Origin of the sequence: Streptomyces sp. NPDC002896 (assembly GCF_040295225.1) — a bacterium.
Lineage (GTDB): Bacteria > Actinomycetota > Actinomycetes > Streptomycetales > Streptomycetaceae > Streptomyces.
In genome coordinates this window covers 271,584-289,582 of sequence record NZ_JBEOVA010000008.1, presented here as the reverse complement: position 1 = coordinate 289,582, position 17,999 = coordinate 271,584, and the positions used below count along the sequence as shown (strand labels likewise).

Genomic DNA, 17,999 nt, shown 5'->3' with positions numbered 1-17,999 from the left:
GTTGCCGGGGTGGTGCAGGCCCTTCCAGTGGGGCACAACTTTGCGCGGCCCACCACCTGAAGGTAAAAGCAACGCTGCAGAGAGTATTCCTTCAAGTTTTGAAGTCAACAGGGGGGTCGCTGTGAGCAATCACACTTCGCTAAGGCGGTCGTCTTCAAAAGTTGAATGAAGCTGAAACAGAGGGTCTCGTCTCGAGCTGAGACATCGCAGGTCAGCGCTGTCGTCGGCGGTCAGCGAAGCCGCTGGCTGATCACCTTCGAGACGCCGTCGCCCTGCATCGACACGCCGTAGAGCGCGTCCGCGACCTCCATCGTCCGCTTCTGGTGCGTGATCACGATCAGCTGCGAACTCTCCTGCAGCTCCTGCATGATCCGGATCAGCCGCTGCAGGTTCGTGTCGTCGAGGGCGGCCTCGACCTCGTCCATCACATAGAACGGGCTCGGCCGGGCCTTGAAGATCGACACCAGCAGCGCCACCGCGGTCAGCGACCGCTCACCGCCGGACAGCAGCGACAGTCGCTTGACCTTCTTCCCCGGAGGCCGTGCCTCCACATCGACGCCCGTGGTGAGCATGTTGTCGGGATCGGTCAGGATCAACCGGCCCTCACCGCCCGGGAACAGCCGCGAGAACACTCCCTCGAACTCCCTGGCCGTGTCCCGGTACGCCTCGGTGAAGACCTGCTCGACGCGCTCGTCGACCTCCTTCACCACCTGCAGCAGGTCGGCGCGTGTCTTCTTCAGGTCCTCGAGCTGCTCGGAGAGGAACTTGTGGCGCTCCTCCAACGCGGCGAACTCCTCAAGCGCCAGCGGATTGACCTTTCCCAGCTGCTGGTACGCCCGTTCGGCTGACTTGAGCCGCTTCTCCTGCTCGGCGCGGACGAAGGGCCGGGGCTGGTTACGCGGATGCTCGGGGTCGTCGGGCAGTTCCTCGCCCTCGGCGGGGGGCGAGGGCGGCACGAGCTGGTCAGGGCCGTACTCGGCGACAAGACCGGCCGGTTCCACACCGAGCTCCTCCAGTGCCTTGGCCTCCAGCTGCTCGATCCGCAGCCGCTTCTCGGCGCCGAGTACCTCCCCGCGGTGCACTGAATCCGTCAACTTGTCGAGTTCCGACTTGAGATCGCGGCCCGTGTTGCGCGCGGCGGTCAGCTCCTGCTCCCGGTCCGCCTTGGCGCGCTCGGCAGCGCCGCGCTCCTCCTCCGCCCGCGCGAGGGACACCTCGACATGAGCCAGCAGCTGGCGCGCGCCGGAGCCCACGGCCTCGGCCACGGTTGCCTCGTGGCGCAGCCGGGCCCGCCGCTGTTCGGCACGCGCGCGTGCCTCGCGTTCCGCGCGGGCGGCGCGGTCGAGGGATTCGGCCCGTCCGGCAAGCCCCTTGACCCGCTCCTCGTGCGTACGGACCTGGAGGCGGGCCTCCATCTCGGTCTGCCGGGCGTTGGCCCCGTCCGCCACGAGCCGGTCTCGTACGGATGTGTCGGGCTCCTCCTCGACCGGCATCTCCTCGGCGACGGCCAGCCGTTCGGCGAGTTCCTCGGCCTCCGCGACGGCCTTCTCCAGAGCCTCCTGGGCCTTCGCCGCAGCGGCGGCGCTCCGCTCGGCCTCGCCGGCCGCGCCGCGCGCCTGTCCGGCGAGCCGGCCGAGCTGCTGCGCGACGGACGACTTCGCGCGGTCGGCGGCCCGCCGCCGCTCGCCGAGCTCCTCCACGAGCGCCGCGCACTCCGTACGCCGTTGGGTTGCCCCGCGCTGCTCGTCGGCCAGCTCCTCGCAGCGCACGGCGAGCTCCTCCAGCTCGGCCGCGGCCTCGTCGACCTGTGCCTGCACCTCCAGCAGGCTGGGCGCGCCCGCGGAACCGCCGTGCGCGAAGTGAGCACCGAGCACGTCCCCTTCCGCGGTGACGGCGATCAGCTCCGGGCGGGAGTAGACGAGATCCTCGGCGTCGTCGAGCGTGCCGACGACGACCATGTCCCGCACGAGCCGCCGCACGGCGGGCAGCAGTTCACCGGGGGCGCGGATCAGGTCGGCGACGAGGGGCGCACCGTCGGGCCCCGCCACCGGCGTGCCGCCCGCCCGTGTTCCGGCAACGGTCACCGCGGACCCGGGCGCTCCGGCACCGGGCAATGCGGCGTCCAAAGGCCGGCCTGCGCCCGCCGGAACGCCGCCACGCGCGCGTGCACCCGCAGCAGCCTCCGACTCCGGCACCCCGCCCCCGTCCCGGTGAACCCCCGAGCCAGGGACGCCCACACCGCCAGGATCGTCCGCCGCAGCAGGCGCCGAGTCCTCCACGGTCCGCCCGGCGCCAGCCGGAACGCCGCCACGCGCGCGTGCGGCGGCAGAGATCTCCGGCTCCGGCGCCCCGCCCAGCAGCATCGCCGCGCGGCCCGCATCCTGCTTACGCAGCAGGCGGATCGCTTCTGCTGCTGTCGACGGATTGGCGACGGCCACCGCGTCCGCGGCCGCCCCGAGCGCGGCCGCCACCGGCACCTCGAACCCGGGGGCCACCGAGAGCAGTTCCGCGGCAGGGCCCAGCAGTCCCGTCAGGCGATCCTTCGCCCCCAGCAGCGCACCCGTGCCGTCCTTGCGCCGCAGCCCCAGCGCCAGGGCCTCATGCCGGGCGGCAAGGGCGGCGCGCTTGCGTTCGGCGGTGGTGGCCGCCTCCCGGGCCGCGGTGAGCGCGGCCTCCGCGTCGGCGAGCGCCCGCCGGGCGGCCTCGTGCTGTTCGGCGAGGGCCGCGTCGCCCTCGTCGAGCCCGTCGACCTCGGCCTTGAGCTGCTCGTACTCCTCCTGGGCTGCGACCGCGCGCTCCTGGGCCCCGTCGCGGGCCGCGGCCAGCCGGTCGATCTCGGCCTGGGCGGCTGCGGCGCGCGAACGGGCCGCGTTGACCTGGCCGTTCAGCCGGGCGAGCCCCTCACGACGGTCGGCGATGGACCGCGCCACGTCCTTGAGGCGGCGCTCCTCGACGGCCAACTCCCGCTCGAGCTCCGCCCGGTGGGCGACCGTGTCCTCGAGCGCCCGCTCGGCCGCCTCCAGCGCGGCCTCGAGCTCGGCCTCCTGCTCACGGATCCGGGCGGCCTCGCGCTCCATGTCCTCTGGGTCCCTGCCGCGGCGCTCCTCGGCGGGCACGGATGTGGCGCTCTTGACCCGGGCGTCGGCCAGCGAGATCGTGCCCCGCACCCGCTCGGCCAGCTGCGACAGCTCGTACCAGGTCTGCTGGGCCCGCTGCAGACGCGGCGTCAGGCGGCGTACCTCGTCCTCGAGCTGGGCCTCCCGGGCGAGCGCAGCCTTCAGCTCGGCCTCGGCGGCGTCCTTGCGTTCCTTGAGAGCCGCCTCGTCGGCGACCTCTGCCTGGAGCGCGGTGCGCAGGCGCCCGAGATCGTCGGCAAGCAGCCGCAGCCGGGCGTCGCGGAGATCGGCCTGGATGACGGCGGCCCGGCGGGCGACGGCGGCCTGGCGTCCGAGCGGCTTGAGCTGGCGGCGCAGTTCGTCGGTGAGGTCCTGGACGCGGGCGAGGTTGGCCTTCATCGCGTCCAGTTTCCGCAGCGCCTTCTCCTTGCGCTTGCGGTGCTTGAGGACGCCGGCCGCCTCCTCGATGAAGGCGCGGCGGCCCATCGGGTCGGCGTGCAGGACGGAGTCGAGCTGGCCCTGCCCGACGATGACGTGCATCTCCCGGCCGATGCCGGAGTCGGACAGCAGTTCCTGGATATCGAGCAGCCGGCAGGTGTCGCCGTTGATCTGGTACTCGCTGCCGCCGTTGCGGAACATGATCCGCGTGATGGTGACCTCGGCGTACTCGATGGGCAGTGCGCCGTCGGAGTTGTCGATGGTCAGGGACACCTCGGCACGGCCGAGCGGGGGCCGCCCTGTGGTGCCGGCGAAGATGACGTCCTCCATCTTGCCGCCGCGCAGCGACTTGGCGCCCTGCTCGCCCATGACCCAGCTGAGCGCGTCCACGACATTGGACTTGCCCGATCCGTTGGGGCCGACGACACAGGTGATGCCGGGCTCAAATCGCAGCGTGGTCGCTGAGGCGAAGGATTTGAACCCGCGGAGGGTCAGAGCCTTGAGGTGCACGCCGCTGGACTCTACCTCTCTCCTGTCTCCCGCCACCGCCCCTGCATCAGGACGCTTCGCCCGGCGCCCCGGTGCGGCAACGCCGGATGCGGGGAACTGCTCAGCAGATCACCCTCCGCGATCGCACCGTCTCACTCCATGAACTTGCATGAACTTGCGGTTTCATCGATGAAGGTGCAGGGCACATCAGACGTTAAGAAAGCCGTCGGGTGTGCGGGGGACATCTGTACGAACAGTACGAAGGGACGCCGAAGCGTCCCTTGAGGTTTTGCAAGCGGTTGACACGGACAGCCTGACCAGCTTGTTTCATCAGGTGTGGTCAGGTGAGCGCAGGCTCCGCCTGGGGTACGTCGATGCTGTCCAGGAGATCGTCGCCGTGGTGGTGAGAAGCGGCAGCCGCAAGCGCGTCATTCTCTGCCTGGATCCTTACGAGCTCGGACTCCAGGTCCTGGACGCGCTGCTGAAGCCGTCGCATCTCGGCGAGAAGTCGCGGGTCAGAGCCGCCGACGTAACCGAGAAGCGCCTTTGCCATGATGGATGGTCCTCCACACTGAGTGACCGACCGAAGCGGTGTGGGTCGATGGGTCGTGAGGGATTCGCACCCGCGGTGCTTGACACTTTTCAGTTCAGTGCTGCCGTTCTTACATGCCAAACAGCTGAGGTGCGCGGGGCTTCCAGCGTCTCACCAAAAAGTTTGACGGTCAACACGATCACGCCCGTATCGGCGGGCAGCCCGGGGGCATGCGGCCGTAGAACATGCGGCGCAGCCTCACTGCGGGGCCCTGAGGGCGTGCAGATCATCCTTGCCTGCGGAGCTTTCCATCGCAAGCGATTCTTGGCAACCACCAGGTCATTTCCCCGGGCGCGGGCGCCGGGAGCATGACACGCGACGCCGGTCCGGGGTTCCGCCTCAGCGCACGGCGAAGCTGTCGTAGCCGCCGCGCGGGGTGTCCCAGATCTCAGTGACCCCGTCGACCCTCCCGGGTGTGTCGCCGTTCCTCAGCCAATCGAGGAGTTGCTCGCAGTCGGCCCGGCAGCCCTCGGCGACGACCTGGACCCGTCCATCGCCCAGATTGAGAGCAAAACCACTCAGGCCGCCGATCTCCAGAGCCTTGGCCCGCGTGAACCAGCGGAAACCCACTCCCTGTACTCGTCCGCGTACCCATGCGGTGAGCCGGACATGTTCGTTCATGGGTGCACGCTAACCGGGCAATTGCTCAGGAGGCACTTCGCCCTCTCGCGTCATGGGGTAGCGTCCCGACCCGTTGGACCTCACCCGTTCGGGTGATCACGTTGACCGCGAGGACGAGGAAGGCCAAGGCATGGGACGCCACCGACGCTCCGCCGCCGGCCGTGCCGCCACGGGCCGCGCCGCAGCGGGCACGAGTCTTTACGCGGACGCATACGCCGACACCGCAGCCAACCCCGCGGTCAACCGCTCCGGCGGACGGTCGCACCGCCGCAGGAAGCGGGGCGCGACCCCTGTCCGTACAGGGCTGTTGGGCGTCTCCGCGGCCGTCGCCGTGGGCGCTGTCGCGGTGGCCTCCGGCGTACTGCCCGGCGGCGACAACTACCGGCTGGGCGGGGGCGGCTCCGACAAGGTGGAGGCCGCGGAATCCCCGTCGGAGCTGGAGCCGCAGGGCGGCGGGAGCGTGAGCGCCGACGACCGCGAGACGGGCAACACGGGCCGCGGCACCGAGCGTTCCGCGTCGCCGTCCGCGTCACCGTCGAGGTCGTCGGCCAAGCCCTCGGCGACACCGTCCGAGAAGCCGTCGGCCGAGAAGACCAGCTCGGGCGGCTCGGGCACGACGCCGACCGCGAGCCCGTCGCGTACCGCGAGCGCCGGGACCCAGCAGCCTTCCTCCGGTTCCGGCGAGCAGTCCGCCGAGAGCGCCGCCGAGGCCCAGGTGCTGACGCTGGTCAACAAGGAGCGGGCCGAGGCCGGCTGCAGTCCGGTGCGCGCGGACAGTGGACTGGCCGCGCTCGCTGAGGATTTCAGCGAAGACATGGCCCAGCGGGGATTCTTCTCGCACACGGATCCCGACGGCGACACCCCCTGGGACCGCGCCGAGGCGGTCGGCATCTCCGACCTGGGCGGCGAGAACATAGCCCGCGGCCAGGCCAACGCCCAGTCCGTGATGGACGCCTGGATGAACAGCCCCGGCCACCGGGCCAACATCCTCAACTGCGAGTACAAGACGATGGGTGTCGGCACCGTCTTCGGGTCGGACGGCCCGTGGTGGACCCAGGACTTCGGCTTCTGACTTCTTCGCTAACTTTTCGATAGCGCACCCCTCTGGCCAGCGCTGTGCGAGAGTATGGTGGCTTCATGGAACCCATCGCGCAGGCCGAGTGCGCCCTGGACGGCCGGGACCTGGCGTTCGACGTGTTCTCCAGGCAGTGCCCCTCGCGCGGCACGCTCGAACACGTCACCGGTCGCTGGGGAGCACTCACCCTCGGTGCCCTGCATGAGGGCAGCTTCCGCTTCAACGAGCTGCGCCGCCGTGTGGACGGCGTCAGCGAGAAGATGCTCTCGCAGACGCTGCACGCGCTGGAGCGGGACGGCCTGGTGCACCGAGAGGCGCAGCCCACCAACCCGCCACGCGTGGACTACGAGCTGACGCCCCTGGGCCGGGAGGTGGCCGAGCGCCTGATGGCTCTCATCCACTTCGTCGAGGGCCGGATGGACGAGGTGCTCGGGGCGCGCGCGTCGTACGACGCCAAGCACGGCACCGGCAACGGAGGCGCGTAGCAGCTACGGGAGACGCCGCCTGGTCACCGGAAGGCGCTGGCAGCGCGGGCAGAAGTAGCTGGAGCGGTTCATCCAGGGGCGCCGGCGCATGACGGTGCCGCAGCGTCGGCACGGCTCGCCCTCCCGTCCGTATGCGTCCAGGGACCGGTCGAAGTAGCCGGACTCGCCGTTCACATTGACGTAGAGGCTGTCGAAGCTCGTACCTCCGACGGCCAGTGCGGCGCTCATGACATCCCGGACATGGCCGAGGAGCTCGGCGGTACGGGGGCGGGTGAAGGTCGCGGTGGGGCGGTCGTAGTGGAGTCTGGCCCGCCACAGCGCCTCGTCCGCGTAGATGTTGCCGACGCCGCTGATCAGTGACTGGTCCAGGAGGGCGCGCTTGATCGTCGTACGGCGGCGGCGCAGCGCGATGTGGAACGCGGCCTCGTCGAAATCGGGGTCCAGCGGGTCGCGCGCGATGTGTGCGATGACGTCCGGGAGACCGGCGGGGGTGTTCTCGTGCAGCGAGAGCCCACCGAACGTGCGCTGATCGACGAACCTCAGTTCGGTGCCGAGGTCGTCCTCGAACCGGATCCGGATCCGCAGATGCTTCTCGTCCGGGGCCTCCGACGGCTGGACGAGCAGCTGTCCGCTCATGCCGAGATGGGCGAGTACGGAGGTGTTCGTGTCGCCGAGCGGCAGCCACAGGTACTTGCCGCGGCGGCTCGGGGTGCCCATGCGGTGGCCCTTGAGGCGATTCGTGAAGTCGTCCGGGCCGCCTATGTGACGTCGTACGGCTCGGGGGTGCAGGACCTCGGCGTCGGCGATGGTGCGGTGGGCCGTCCAGCGGGCGAGTCCCCGCCGTACGACCTCTACTTCGGGCAACTCTGGCACGGGTCTCCTCCGGAGGGGCTTGCCGACGACTGGGGTGCCGGCCCACGCCTCGGCAGCGTACCTCTGCGCCTGCGGCGCACGGGTCTGGGCGCCGCGCGGCGACAGGCCGCGCGGCGCTTACCGTCAAGTCAGGCCGACGTCCGGGCCGACGAAACGTCGGGAGCCCCGTCAGAGCCGGCGGCCGCCGCCTCCGTCTTCGCCCGCTCGTCCGCCGCCGCGCGAATCGCGCGCCACGCGGACTCCGCGGCCTGCTGCTCCGCTTCCTTCTTGCTGCGGCCGGTGCCGGTGCCGTACGAGACGCCTCCGACGCGGGCGGCAGCAGTGAAGGTCTTCTCGTGATCGGGGCCGGTCTCCGTGACCAGGTACTCGGGTACGCCGAGGCCTTCGGTCGCGGTGAGCTCCTGGAGACTGGTCTTCCAGTCCAGGCCGGCTCCGAGGTTCGAGGACTTCTCGATCAGCGGGTCGAAGAGGCGGTGCACCAGCTCCGCCGCCACGTCCAGGCCCTGATCGAGATAGACCGCGCCGATCACCGCTTCCAGCGTGTCGGCGAGGATCGAGGCCTTGTCCCGGCCGCCCGTGCCTTCCTCGCCCCGGCCGAGCCGGATGAAGGCACCGAGATCGAGCCCGCGGCCCACCTCCGCCAGCGCACGAGAGTTGACCACCGCGGCCCGCAACTTGGCCAGCTGGCCTTCGGGCAGGTCGGGGTGGGTGCGGTACAGCGTGTCCGTGACGACGAGGCCGAGCACTGAGTCCCCGAGGAACTCGAGCCGCTCGTTCGTCGGCAGACCGCCGTTCTCGTATGCGTAGGAACGGTGGGTCAGCGCGCGCACCAGAAGGGCGGACTCGAGCTTGTACCCGAGCCGCCCTTCCAGAAGCGTGTGGGACGAGGCCGTGTTGTCCGCCGGGCCACCCACGCCAGCGCGGGGACCGTTCTTCCTGGCGTCAGACATCGCGCCTCTCACCAGCCGCTCAGACCTCGAGGACCTGGCGCTTGTTGTAGGTGCCGCAAGCGGGGCACGCGATGTGCTGCTGCTTGGGCTCGTGGCAGCGCTCGCACGCAACCAGGGTGGGGACCGCAGCCTTCCACTGCGACCGGCGGTGGCGCGTGTTGCTGCGCGACATCTTCCGCTTCGGAACAGCCACGGCTACTTCTCCTGCTTCTCGTCGACGCCCGCTTCGGCGCCGCTCATCTCGTCCTTCTCGCCGTCCTGAATGGTCTCGGCGAGTCCCTGCAGTGCCGCCCAACGGATGTCGACGGCGTCGTGGTGGTGGTCCGGGTCGTCCGCCAGCCGCGCTCCGCACTGGGAGCACAGACCCGGGCAGTCTTCCTGGCACACCGGCTGCATCGGCAGTGCGAGCACCACCGCATCGCGCAGCACGGGCTCGAGGTCGAACAGGCCGTCCTCGAGAAAGAGCCTGTCCTCGTCGTCCTCGGCGTCGTCGCCCGGTTCCGCGATCACGCGGCCCCGGTCGTCGGCGTCAGGGTACGAGAACATCTCCTGGAAGTCCGCGTCGAGCTCCAGCCCGAGCGGCTCCAGACACCTTACGCACTCCCCCTCGGCGCGCGCACGGGCGGTCCCTGTGACGAGGACCCCTTCCATGACCGACTCCAGCCGGAGTTCGAGCTCCATCGGAGCGCCTTCCGGCACTCCGATGACGTCCTGGAGACCGAAGTCCTTGGGAGCGTCGACGGTGCGGGTCAGGCGCTGGAGCGCACCAGGACGCCGACCCAGCTCGTGCGTGTCGAACACGAGGGGGTTGCGGTGGTCGAGGCGGGCGTTCAGGGCCGTTCCTGCTTTCGATCGTCGAAGGTCGGGGGAGAGCCGCTCTGTCACGGCCTCACCGGGATGAGGACTGACCTATGAGCAGCCTGAATTGCGGGCGGTCTGCGAAGTCAGCGCAGCGGTTGCCCGGCCGAAGAGCCAGGATACTGGACCTTTCGCTTTCGGCCCAATCCGCGGCGGATGCGCTGGCCGCGCCGGGCTGCGCCGTACGACGTGCACCGCTGTGCAGGGTGCCTGCCCACAACGGAAACGGCGTGGGCTAGCGCCCCTGTTCGTACTGGCGCAGCTGCTCCGCGCTGATCATGCTCGTGTCGAAGAGGCTGGTCTCGTCGAGTGCGGCCGACCCGCCCTGCGGCCGACCGTAGCCGTACCCCTGCTCGTCGCCCTGTCCCGGGTCGTAGGCCTGCTGCGGCTGCTGCCCGCTCTGGTCGTAGCCCTGCTGGTAGCCGTACGGATCCTGCTGCCCGTAGGACTGCTGGTACGCGTACGGATCGGCCTGCTGGTACCCGGTCCCGTACGAGTCCTGCTGGTACGCGTACGCCTCCTGCTGCCCGTAGGGCTGCTGGGCCGGGATGTGGGTGTCGGCCGCCGGCCCGGTGGCCGCCGGGGCGGACCGGGGCTGCGACGGGAACGGGTCCGGCTCGGCCGGGTCTGCCAGCTGCGCGAGGTCCGCCAGGTACTCGGCGTCGCTGGTGTGCTGGTGCGCCATGCCGTCCGGGCCGAGCGCGCCCAGCTCGTCGGTGGCGATCCGGCCGTGGAGCGTCTGCCGGCCGCGGCCGACGGCCTCCAGGGTCTTGGCGAGCACCGCCTCGAAGGCGCCCAGCTTCACGTCGACGTACTGGTCGGCGGTGCGGCGCAGGGTCTCGGGGTCGTGGCTGCGCTCGGGGGCGTCCTCGTCCTCGTAGCCCTGCTCGTCGACGCCCGGTCCGGTGCCCAGCAGCTTCTCGCGGCCGCGGCCGACGGAGCCGAGGGTCTTGGTGAGGACGACCTCGAAGTTGGCGAGCTTGGAGTCGACGTAGTCGTCGGCCTCGGCGCGGATCTCCTCGGCCTCCTTGCGGGCCTCGTCGAGGATGCGCTCCGCCTCGCTCTGCGAGCGGCGGGCGATCTCCGTGTCGGAGACCAGCGAGCCCCGCTCGGCGTGCGCGGTCTCGATGATCCGCTCGGCCTCCTGGCGGGCCTGCTCGACCATCTGCTCGCGGTCGCCGATGAGCTCCTGCGCCTGGGCGAGGGAGCCGGGCAGCGCCTGGCGCACTTCCTCGAGCATCGAGAGCAGCTCGGCGCGGTTGATCACGCACGAGGCCGACATGGGCATGGAGCGGGCGCTGCCGACCGCCGCGACGATCTCATCGAGCTTCTTCTGCACGTCCACCGGGCTCGCCACTCTCTACAGCTGTGTTGAAGACGGACAAGGTGACTGTACGGGCAGTCCCCCGCGGCCCGACACCGGGTGACGGACTGTCAGGGGTTCAGTCCTGGCCGAGGCGCTTCTTGAGGGCCTCCAGGACGACCGGCGGCACCAGGTGGGACACGTCGCCGCCCCAGGTCGCGACCTCCTTGACGAGGGAGGAGGAGAGGAAGCTGTAGGTGGGGTTGGTCGGGACGAACAGCGTCTCGACGCCGGTGAGGCCGTTGTTCATCTGGGCCATCTGCAGCTCGTAGTCGAAGTCGCTGACGGCGCGCAGGCCCTTGACGATGGCCGGGATGTCGCGTTGCTTGCAGAAGTCGACGAGGAGGCCGTGGAAGGACTCGACCTCCACGTTGCCGTACTCGGCGGTGACCTCGCGGATCAGCTCGATCCGCTCCTCGATGGTGAACAGGCCCTGCTTGGACTGATTGATCATCACCGCGACGTGCACCACGTCGTAGAGCTTGGAGGCTCGGGCGATGATGTCGAGGTGTCCGTTGGTGATGGGGTCGAACGACCCCGGACAGACGGCGCGGCGCAACTGAAGTCCCTCGCTCTCCGGTCCGGTCATGGTGCGTCTTCGCACGTAGAGGCGGCGCGACCGTACCAAAAGGTCCCCTCGCCGTAACGACGGGCCCTGATCGCTTCGAAACCGTCCGGCCACCTGAATTCGCCGCCCCTGGTGCTTCGCTCCACGGTGACGACGGCGTCGTCGGCGAGCCAGCCCCCGGTGCGGAGTGTGAGCAGAATCTCGCGAAGATCGTCGTCCGAGACGGCGTACGGGGGGTCGAGAAAGACCAGGTCGTAGGGGTCGGCCGGGGCCGGGCCCGCAATGATCTGGGCGGCTTTTCCGATACGTACGTCTGCTCCCGGAAGTCCCAGAGTGCGCACGTTCTCGCGGACGGTGCGGGCGGCCCGGCCGTCGGCCTCGACGAGGAGGGCGTGAGCGGCACCGCGGGACAGCGCCTCGAGACCGACAGCGCCCGACCCGGCGTACAGATCGGCTATCCGGACGCCGTCGAGCGGGCCCAGGAGGGACTCCCAGGTGGAGAAGAGGCCCTCGCGCGCGCGGTCGGATGTGGGGCGGGTGCCGTTGCCCGGCGGTACGGCGAGGCGGCGTCCGCCGGCCCGGCCGCCGATCACGCGGGTCATCTCTGTCCTTGTCGGAGTACGTGCGCGTTGGTCACGCCTTCAGTTTCCCAGCCCCCGTCCCCCATTCTGTCAGCCCGTGCCCGCGTACGGTTCTCTCATCCCTTGTCCAGATACTGCTCGCGCTCCTCGTCGAGCAGCGCGTCCAGGGCCGTGCGCAGGCCGGGGAGGTGCTCGAGCTCCGGGTCCCGGGTGACGACGGCTGCCGCCTCCTCGCGGGCCTCGGCGATGATCTCCTCGTCGTCGATGACGGTGAGCATCCGCAGGGACGAGCGGACGCCCGACTGAGCCTGGCCGAGGACGTCGCCCTCGCGGCGCTGCTCCAGGTCGATACGGGAAAGCTCGAAGCCGTCCAGCGTGGCCGCGACGGCGCCCAGCCGGGCCCTGGCCGCGCTGGCCTCGGGCATCTCGGAGACCAGCAGGCACAGGCCCGGGGCCGAGCCGCGGCCGACGCGGCCGCGCAGCTGGTGGAGCTGGGAGACGCCGAAGCGGTCCGCGTCCATGATCACCATGACCGTGGCGTTCGGGACGTTCACGCCGACCTCGATGACCGTCGTCGCGACCAGGACGTCCGCCTCGCCGGCGGCGAAGCGGCGCATCACGGCGTCCTTGTCGTCGGGCTGCATGCGGCCGTGCAGGATCTCCACCTTGAGGCCCTTCAGGGGGCCTTGGGCGAGCTGCTCGGCGACGTCCAGGACGGCGAGCGGCGGGCGTTTCTCCGCCTCGTCCTCGGGCGACTTCTTCTTGCCCTTGGCCTCCGGCTCCTCGTCTCCGATGCGCGGACACACGACGTACGCCTGGTGGCCCTGGCCCACCTCCTCGCGCACGCGCTCCCAGGCGCGCGCCAGGAAGTGCGGTTTGTCCTGGGCCGGTACGACATGGCTGGCGATCGGTGAGCGTCCGGCGGGAAGCTGGTCGAGGACCGAGGTCTCCAGGTCGCCGAAGACCGTCATCGCGACCGTGCGCGGGATGGGTGTGGCGGTCATGACGAGGAGGTGCGGGGGCTGCTTGCCCCTGCCGCGCAGGGCGTCGCGCTGCTCCACGCCGAAGCGGTGCTGCTCGTCGACCACGACCAGGCCGAGGTCGTGGAACTGCACCTTGTCCTCGATCAGGGCATGCGTGCCGATGACGATCCCGGCATCGCCGGTGACCAGGTCGAGCAGCGCCTGGCGGCGGGCCGCGGCGCCCATGGAACCGGTGAGCAGGACGACCTTGGTGGCCTGCTCGGCGCCGCCCAGCATCCCGCCCTCGGCGAGCTCGCCCATCATCTCGGTGATCGACCGGTGGTGCTGCTGGGCCAGGACCTCCGTGGGCGCGAGCATCGCGGCCTGGCCGCCCGCGTCGACGACGGCGAGCATCGCGCGCAGCGCCACCATCGTCTTGCCGGAACCGACCTCGCCCTGCAGGAGACGGTGCATCGGGTGCTCGGTGGCCAGGTCGTCGAAGATCTCCTTGGAGACCTTCTGCTGGCCCTCGGTGAGCGTGAAGGGCAGCCGGGCGTCGAAGGCGGTGAGCAGGCCGTCCGGCTTGGGCTTGCGGGCCACGGCGGGGAGCTGGGTGTCCGCGTACCGCCGCCGGGCCAGGGCGACCTGGAGCACGAACGCCTCGTCCCACTTCAGGCGGGCGCGGGCGTCCTCGATGTCCGCCTTGGTGGACGGCCGGTGGATCTTCAGGAGGGCTTCGGGGAGCGGGACGAGACCGCGACCCTCACGCAGGGCGGGCGGCAGCGGATCGACGGCCTCCTGGGCGCTGGGCAGGACCGTGTCCACCGACTTGGCGATCTTCCAGGACTCCAGCTTCGCCGTGGCCGGGTAGATCGGGATGAGCGCTCCGGCCCACGAGTCCACGGTCTCGTCGTCCTCACCGCCGCGCAGCAGCTGGTACGCGGGGTGGGCCAGCTGCAGCCTGCGATTGAAGACGGAGACCTTGCCCGCGAACATCGCGCGCGTGCCGGGCAGCAGGTCCTTGTGGGGCTTGTGCACACCCTTGCCGAAGAAGACCAGCTGCAGCTGGCCGCTGCCGTCGGTGATGACCACCTCGAGCCGCTGGCCGCTGCCGCCTCTGAACGTCAGGATCCGGGCGCTCGCGACCTGCGCGACCACCGTGACGTGCTCGTCCAGCGGGAGGTCGGCGAGGCGCGTGAGCTCACCCCGCTCCGCGTACCGCCGGGGGTAGTGGTGCAGCAGGTCGCCGACCGTGTGCAGGCCGAGGTGCTCGGCCATCACCTTCGCTGTGGCGGGGCCGATCACTTTCTTCAGGGGTTCTTCGAGCACGGGCACGAGATCCATTGCACACCACGGCACTGACAATGCCGTAGACGTACCGGGGAATCGGACCTACTCGACGCTTACTCCACTCGGCGCCTACTCGACGCCGATCAGCATCAGCGCCGACTGCCGGCCGCCGCGGTACACGACCGTGTCGACGGCCAGATAGTTCTCGCGTACGTGCTGCTCGAGGCCGTCGGCCGTCGCGTCGGGCACGTCATCGCCGAGTACCAGCGTGACCATCTCGCCTCCCGCGGCCAGCATGCGGTCGAGGACCGTTTCCGCGACGGCCGCGGCCTCGGAGCCGATGACGGCGACATCGCCGTCGATCAGCCCGAGCATGTCGCCGGCCTGGCAGATGCCGGCCATCGTCCACGACTGCCGCTCGGCGACGGCTACCTCGGCGTACCGGGTCGCCCCGGCAGCCGACGTCATCGCGACGACGTCCTCGTCGAAGCGGCGGTCCGGCTCGTGCACGGCGAGCGCGGCGATGCCCTGGACAGCGGAGCGCGTGGGGATCAGCGCGACGCGCATGCCCTCCGAGCGGACCTGCTCCGCTGCCGCCGCAGCGGTGTGGCGCAGTTCGGCGTCGTTGGGCAGCAGCACCACCTCGCGCGCGTGGGCGTGCCGGATCGCGTCGACGAGCTCCCCGCTCGCGGGCAGCTCCCCCGTACGCACCGGCACCGTCACGGCCCCGCAGTCGGCGTACAGGACCCGCAGACCCTCTCCCGGCACGACCGCTACGACGGCGCGCTGCACCCGCTCCCGGGACGGCAGCGCGGCGGAGGCCGCGGACGCCGAATGCGCGTCCTCCGCCCCGAAGTGCGTGATGCGGATCCGGTACGGCCGCCCGGCCTCGACACCCGCCTCGACGGCGGCGCCCGCGTCGTCGACGTGCACGTGCACGTTCCACAGGCCGTCGCCGCCGACGACGACGAGCGAGTCCCCGAGGGCGTCGAGCCGGGTCCGCAGCGTGGCCACGGCCGTGTCGTCGGCCTCCAGCAGGTAGATCACCTCGAACGCCGGGCCGGCCCCGTCCACCAGGCCGTCCGGACATGCCTCCGCGGCGTCCACGCGCGTGCCGGGGTCGCTCCCGTGCCTGTCTGCGGCTGAGGACACTCCGCCCACGCGCGCGTGCAGCGCGTCCGACGGCGTCGGCGGCTCCCCCGTGAAGGTCTGGACGAGCGCGCCGAGGACCGCCACGAGGCCCTGCCCGCCCGCATCCACCACGCCCGCCTGCCCGAGCACGGCCAGCTGCCCGGGGGTAGCGTCGAGCGCCGCCCGCGCTCCCTTGTAGGCGGCTCGCGCCACCGTCGCGCAGTCTCCCTCGGCCCCGTCGGCCGCGTCCGCCGCCGCGGACGCCACCGTCAGCACGGTGCCCTCGACGGGGTGCGCCACGGCCTCGTACGCGGACTCCGCCGCCCGCCGCAGCGCGAGCCGCAGACCGGAGCCGTCGGCGTGAGAGTCGTCACTCGCCGCGTTCCCCGAGGCCTGGCCGTTCACGGCACCCGCGGCGAGCACCTGGGCCATTCCGCGCAGCAGCTGCGCCATGATCGTGCCGGAGTTCCCGCGGGCCCCGATCAGCGCACCGTGGGCCATCGCGCGCATCGCCTCGGGCATGGAGGGCTGCTGCGGTTCTAGGCCCCTGAACACCGCCTCGACGGCCTGGGCGGCCGACTCGACGGTCAGATACAGGTTGGTTCCGGTGTCACCGTCCGCGACCGGATAGACATTGATCGCGTCGATCTCCTCGCGAGCCCGTCCGAGGTCCTCCAGGGCCAGACCGCACCAGGCGCGCACAGCGACAGCGTCGAACCTCTGCGGCACCTGCGGCACCTGCGGCACCTGCGCCTCCTCGTCGAGCAGCTGGACTGGGACGCAGCGTAGACCCCGGACGGCCCCCCTCCGGAAGTGGGCCGGGGCGGTGGCCGCGGGCAGGGGCCGGGGCGGAGGCCGGGCCGACCATGGTAGTTTCGTTGTACCGAGGCAGCCGTTGTATGCTGCTCAGGTTGCCCGATACGTATCGGGCTATTCCCCTGGCAACGCCATTCAGATCACTGATCCCGGCATGCCGGGTTTCCACCGTAAGTGCATCTGAAGTCTTTGGAGTGACCCGTGGCTGCCAACTGCGACGTCTGCGGCAAGGGGCCGGGCTTCGGCAACAACATCTCCCACTCGCACCGCCGTACGTCTCGTCGCTGGAACCCCAACATCCAGCGCGTGCGTGCCGTGGTCGGTCGGACGCCGAAGCGGCTCAACGTCTGCACCTCGTGCATCAAGGCCGGCAAGGTCTCGCGCTGACGTTAGTGCTAGCGCGGCCACCTAGCTGGTTGCTGCGAAGCCGGTTCCACCTCCTGGTGGGACCGGCTCTTTGCATGCCCGCGCACAGCTGCGGCACACCCCTCGCGTGTGCCACGCGTCCTGCCGTGCAGACGCCCGGCAGGACCTGACTCGCGATCGAGTCGACGTACACGCCTGGCCATGCGCACGGGGACGTCGGCTACGTCGAGCCGACGCAGCCCGCGGCGGGTGGCTTCCCACGACGCGCCGCGGCCGCTGCGGCCTGCGGCCGTCAGGCGCGCCTTGACCGGTTTTCGCCGGACCGGTGACCGCCAGCCCCGGCGAATCCCTCCATCCGCTGGGCGTGTTCCGCCGGAGGGAGACACGCTTCGCGACCGGCCCGGGCAAGCCGCGTCTGCAGCCCGCACGTCTGCAGCCCGCGCTCGCTCCAGAAGCCGGGCGTCCTCGAACTCGCGGACATCGCGGACGTGTTGGCAAGCCTCGTCCGGGCACCAGAGAGCAGGCTGGGCGACCTCCTCGGCGGCTTCGAGGCCTGAACCCGACCACGAAGGCCCTGTACCGGCCACGAGGCCTGTGCCGACTACACGGCCCTGAACCGCCACCCGTGATCCACCGGCCCGATCCCGCGCCCCAGCGCGAACCCGGCGGCGATCGCCCCGGTGACGTACTCCTTGGCCGCCGCGACCGCCTCCGGTACCGGCTGCCCCTTCGCAAGTCCGGACGCGATCGCGCTGGCGAGGGTGCAGCCCGTGCCGTGCGTGTGCCGGTTGTCGAGCCGCGGGGCGCGCAGCCAGTGCTCCTCCGAGCCGTCCGTCAGCAGATCCACCGCGTCCACCGCCTCACCGGTGAGATGACCGCCCTTGATCAGCGCCCAGCGCGGCCCGTACGCGAGAACGGCGGCCGCCGCGCGCCGCATGTCGGCCTCCGATTCGACGCGCACGCCGGTGAGTTGGGCCACTTCGTCGAGGTTCGGGGTGGCGACGGTCGCGGTCGGCAGCAGCTTCGTACGGACCGAGTCGAGCGCGGATGCGGCCAGCAGGGAGTCGCCGTGCTTGGAGATGCCGACGGGATCGACGACCACCGGGGCGTCCGTGTCCGCGAGGAGTTCGGCGACGGTCTCCACGAGTTCGGCCGACGACAGCATGCCGGTCTTGACGGCCTGGACGCCGATGTCGTCGACCACGCTGCGGTACTGGGCGCGCACGGCCGCGGCCGGCAGCTCCCAAGCGCCTTGTACGCCGAGGGAGTTCTGCGCGGTCACGGCGGTGAGCACGCTCATGCCGTGGGCACCGAGGGCGAGCATCGTCTTCAGGTCGGCCTGGATGCCCGCGCCGCCGCCGGAGTCGGAACCGGCGACGGTGAGCACGCGGGGAAGCGCCCGGGGTGGTGTGTCCATGGGCCCGA

General features: G+C 70.9%; 16 protein-coding genes. 3 read left to right on the top strand and 13 right to left on the bottom strand.

Features of this window, described 5'->3' with window-relative positions:
• Positions 1-230 precede the first annotated feature (230 nt).
• The 3 genes from ABT009_RS17190 to ABT009_RS17180 all read right to left on the bottom strand — a co-directional run bounded on the left by ABT009_RS17190 (position 231) and on the right by ABT009_RS17180 (position 5,256).
• Positions 231-4,064 (bottom strand): chromosome segregation SMC family protein, encoded by a 3,834-nt coding sequence (locus tag ABT009_RS17190; protein WP_351294655.1) that lies wholly within the window; start codon positions 4,062-4,064, stop codon positions 231-233.
• A gap of 319 nt (positions 4,065-4,383) precedes the next feature.
• Positions 4,384-4,596 carry a hypothetical protein gene (locus ABT009_RS17185; RefSeq protein WP_351294652.1) on the bottom strand — a complete coding sequence of 71 codons (213 nt, stop codon included), beginning with the start codon at positions 4,594-4,596 and terminating at the stop codon, positions 4,384-4,386.
• 378 nt (positions 4,597-4,974) lie between these two features.
• Positions 4,975-5,256 carry an acylphosphatase gene (locus ABT009_RS17180; protein WP_351294649.1) on the bottom strand — a complete coding sequence of 94 codons (282 nt, stop codon included), beginning with the start codon at positions 5,254-5,256 and terminating at the stop codon, positions 4,975-4,977.
• A 130-nt stretch (positions 5,257-5,386) separates the two neighbouring features.
• On the opposite strand from ABT009_RS17180, the gene ABT009_RS17175 reads away from it, so the two are divergent.
• Entirely contained in the window at positions 5,387-6,328 is a 942-nt protein-coding gene (locus ABT009_RS17175) for a CAP domain-containing protein (protein ID WP_351294646.1), read from the top strand.
• A 65-nt stretch (positions 6,329-6,393) separates the two neighbouring features.
• Positions 6,394-6,816 carry a winged helix-turn-helix transcriptional regulator gene (locus ABT009_RS17170; protein ID WP_351294644.1) on the top strand — a complete coding sequence of 141 codons (423 nt, stop codon included), beginning with the start codon at positions 6,394-6,396 and terminating at the stop codon, positions 6,814-6,816.
• Between the two features lie 3 nt (positions 6,817-6,819).
• Here the strand turns inward: ABT009_RS17170 and mutM are convergent, their stop codons facing one another.
• From mutM to ABT009_RS17125, 9 genes are all read right to left on the bottom strand, one after another.
• Entirely contained in the window at positions 6,820-7,689 is an 870-nt protein-coding gene (gene mutM, locus ABT009_RS17165) for a bifunctional DNA-formamidopyrimidine glycosylase/DNA-(apurinic or apyrimidinic site) lyase (protein WP_351294641.1), read from the bottom strand.
• 128 nt (positions 7,690-7,817) lie between these two features.
• Positions 7,818-8,639 carry a ribonuclease III gene (gene rnc / locus ABT009_RS17160; RefSeq protein WP_351294638.1) on the bottom strand — a complete coding sequence of 274 codons (822 nt, stop codon included), beginning with the start codon at positions 8,637-8,639 and terminating at the stop codon, positions 7,818-7,820.
• A gap of 19 nt (positions 8,640-8,658) precedes the next feature.
• A complete protein-coding gene (rpmF, locus tag ABT009_RS17155; protein WP_028802425.1) occupies positions 8,659-8,832 on the bottom strand; it encodes a 50S ribosomal protein L32 in 174 nt (57 codons plus the stop codon).
• A 2-nt stretch (positions 8,833-8,834) separates the two neighbouring features.
• Positions 8,835-9,524, bottom strand: coding sequence for a YceD family protein (locus ABT009_RS17150; protein WP_351294635.1), 690 nt, complete (start codon positions 9,522-9,524; stop codon positions 8,835-8,837).
• Positions 9,525-9,732: 208 nt separating this feature from the next.
• The gene (locus ABT009_RS17145; protein WP_351294632.1) at positions 9,733-10,842 is read right to left on the bottom strand and encodes a cell division initiation protein; all 1,110 of its coding nucleotides are present in this window, start codon (positions 10,840-10,842) and stop codon (positions 9,733-9,735) included.
• 97 nt (positions 10,843-10,939) lie between these two features.
• The gene (gene coaD, locus ABT009_RS17140) at positions 10,940-11,419 is read right to left on the bottom strand and encodes a pantetheine-phosphate adenylyltransferase (protein ID WP_351295029.1); all 480 of its coding nucleotides are present in this window, start codon (positions 11,417-11,419) and stop codon (positions 10,940-10,942) included.
• A gap of 26 nt (positions 11,420-11,445) precedes the next feature.
• Positions 11,446-12,030, bottom strand: coding sequence for a 16S rRNA (guanine(966)-N(2))-methyltransferase RsmD (gene rsmD / locus ABT009_RS17135; RefSeq protein ID WP_351294629.1), 585 nt, complete (start codon positions 12,028-12,030; stop codon positions 11,446-11,448).
• Between the two features lie 95 nt (positions 12,031-12,125).
• Positions 12,126-14,315 carry an ATP-dependent DNA helicase RecG gene (recG, locus tag ABT009_RS17130; protein WP_351294626.1) on the bottom strand — a complete coding sequence of 730 codons (2,190 nt, stop codon included), beginning with the start codon at positions 14,313-14,315 and terminating at the stop codon, positions 12,126-12,128.
• A gap of 75 nt (positions 14,316-14,390) precedes the next feature.
• Positions 14,391-16,130: a DAK2 domain-containing protein gene (locus ABT009_RS17125; RefSeq protein ID WP_351295027.1), complete on the bottom strand. Its 1,740-nt coding sequence runs from the start codon at positions 16,128-16,130 to the stop codon at positions 14,391-14,393.
• A gap of 279 nt (positions 16,131-16,409) precedes the next feature.
• On the opposite strand from ABT009_RS17125, the gene rpmB reads away from it, so the two are divergent.
• Positions 16,410-16,595, top strand: a complete 186-nt coding sequence (gene rpmB, locus ABT009_RS17120; protein ID WP_003957616.1) for a 50S ribosomal protein L28 — start codon at positions 16,410-16,412, stop codon at positions 16,593-16,595.
• 580 nt (positions 16,596-17,175) lie between these two features.
• On the opposite strand, the gene thiD is transcribed toward rpmB, so the two are convergent.
• A complete protein-coding gene (gene thiD, locus ABT009_RS17115) occupies positions 17,176-17,991 on the bottom strand; it encodes a bifunctional hydroxymethylpyrimidine kinase/phosphomethylpyrimidine kinase (RefSeq protein ID WP_351294623.1) in 816 nt (271 codons plus the stop codon).
• Between the last annotated feature and the right edge of the window lie 8 nt (positions 17,992-17,999).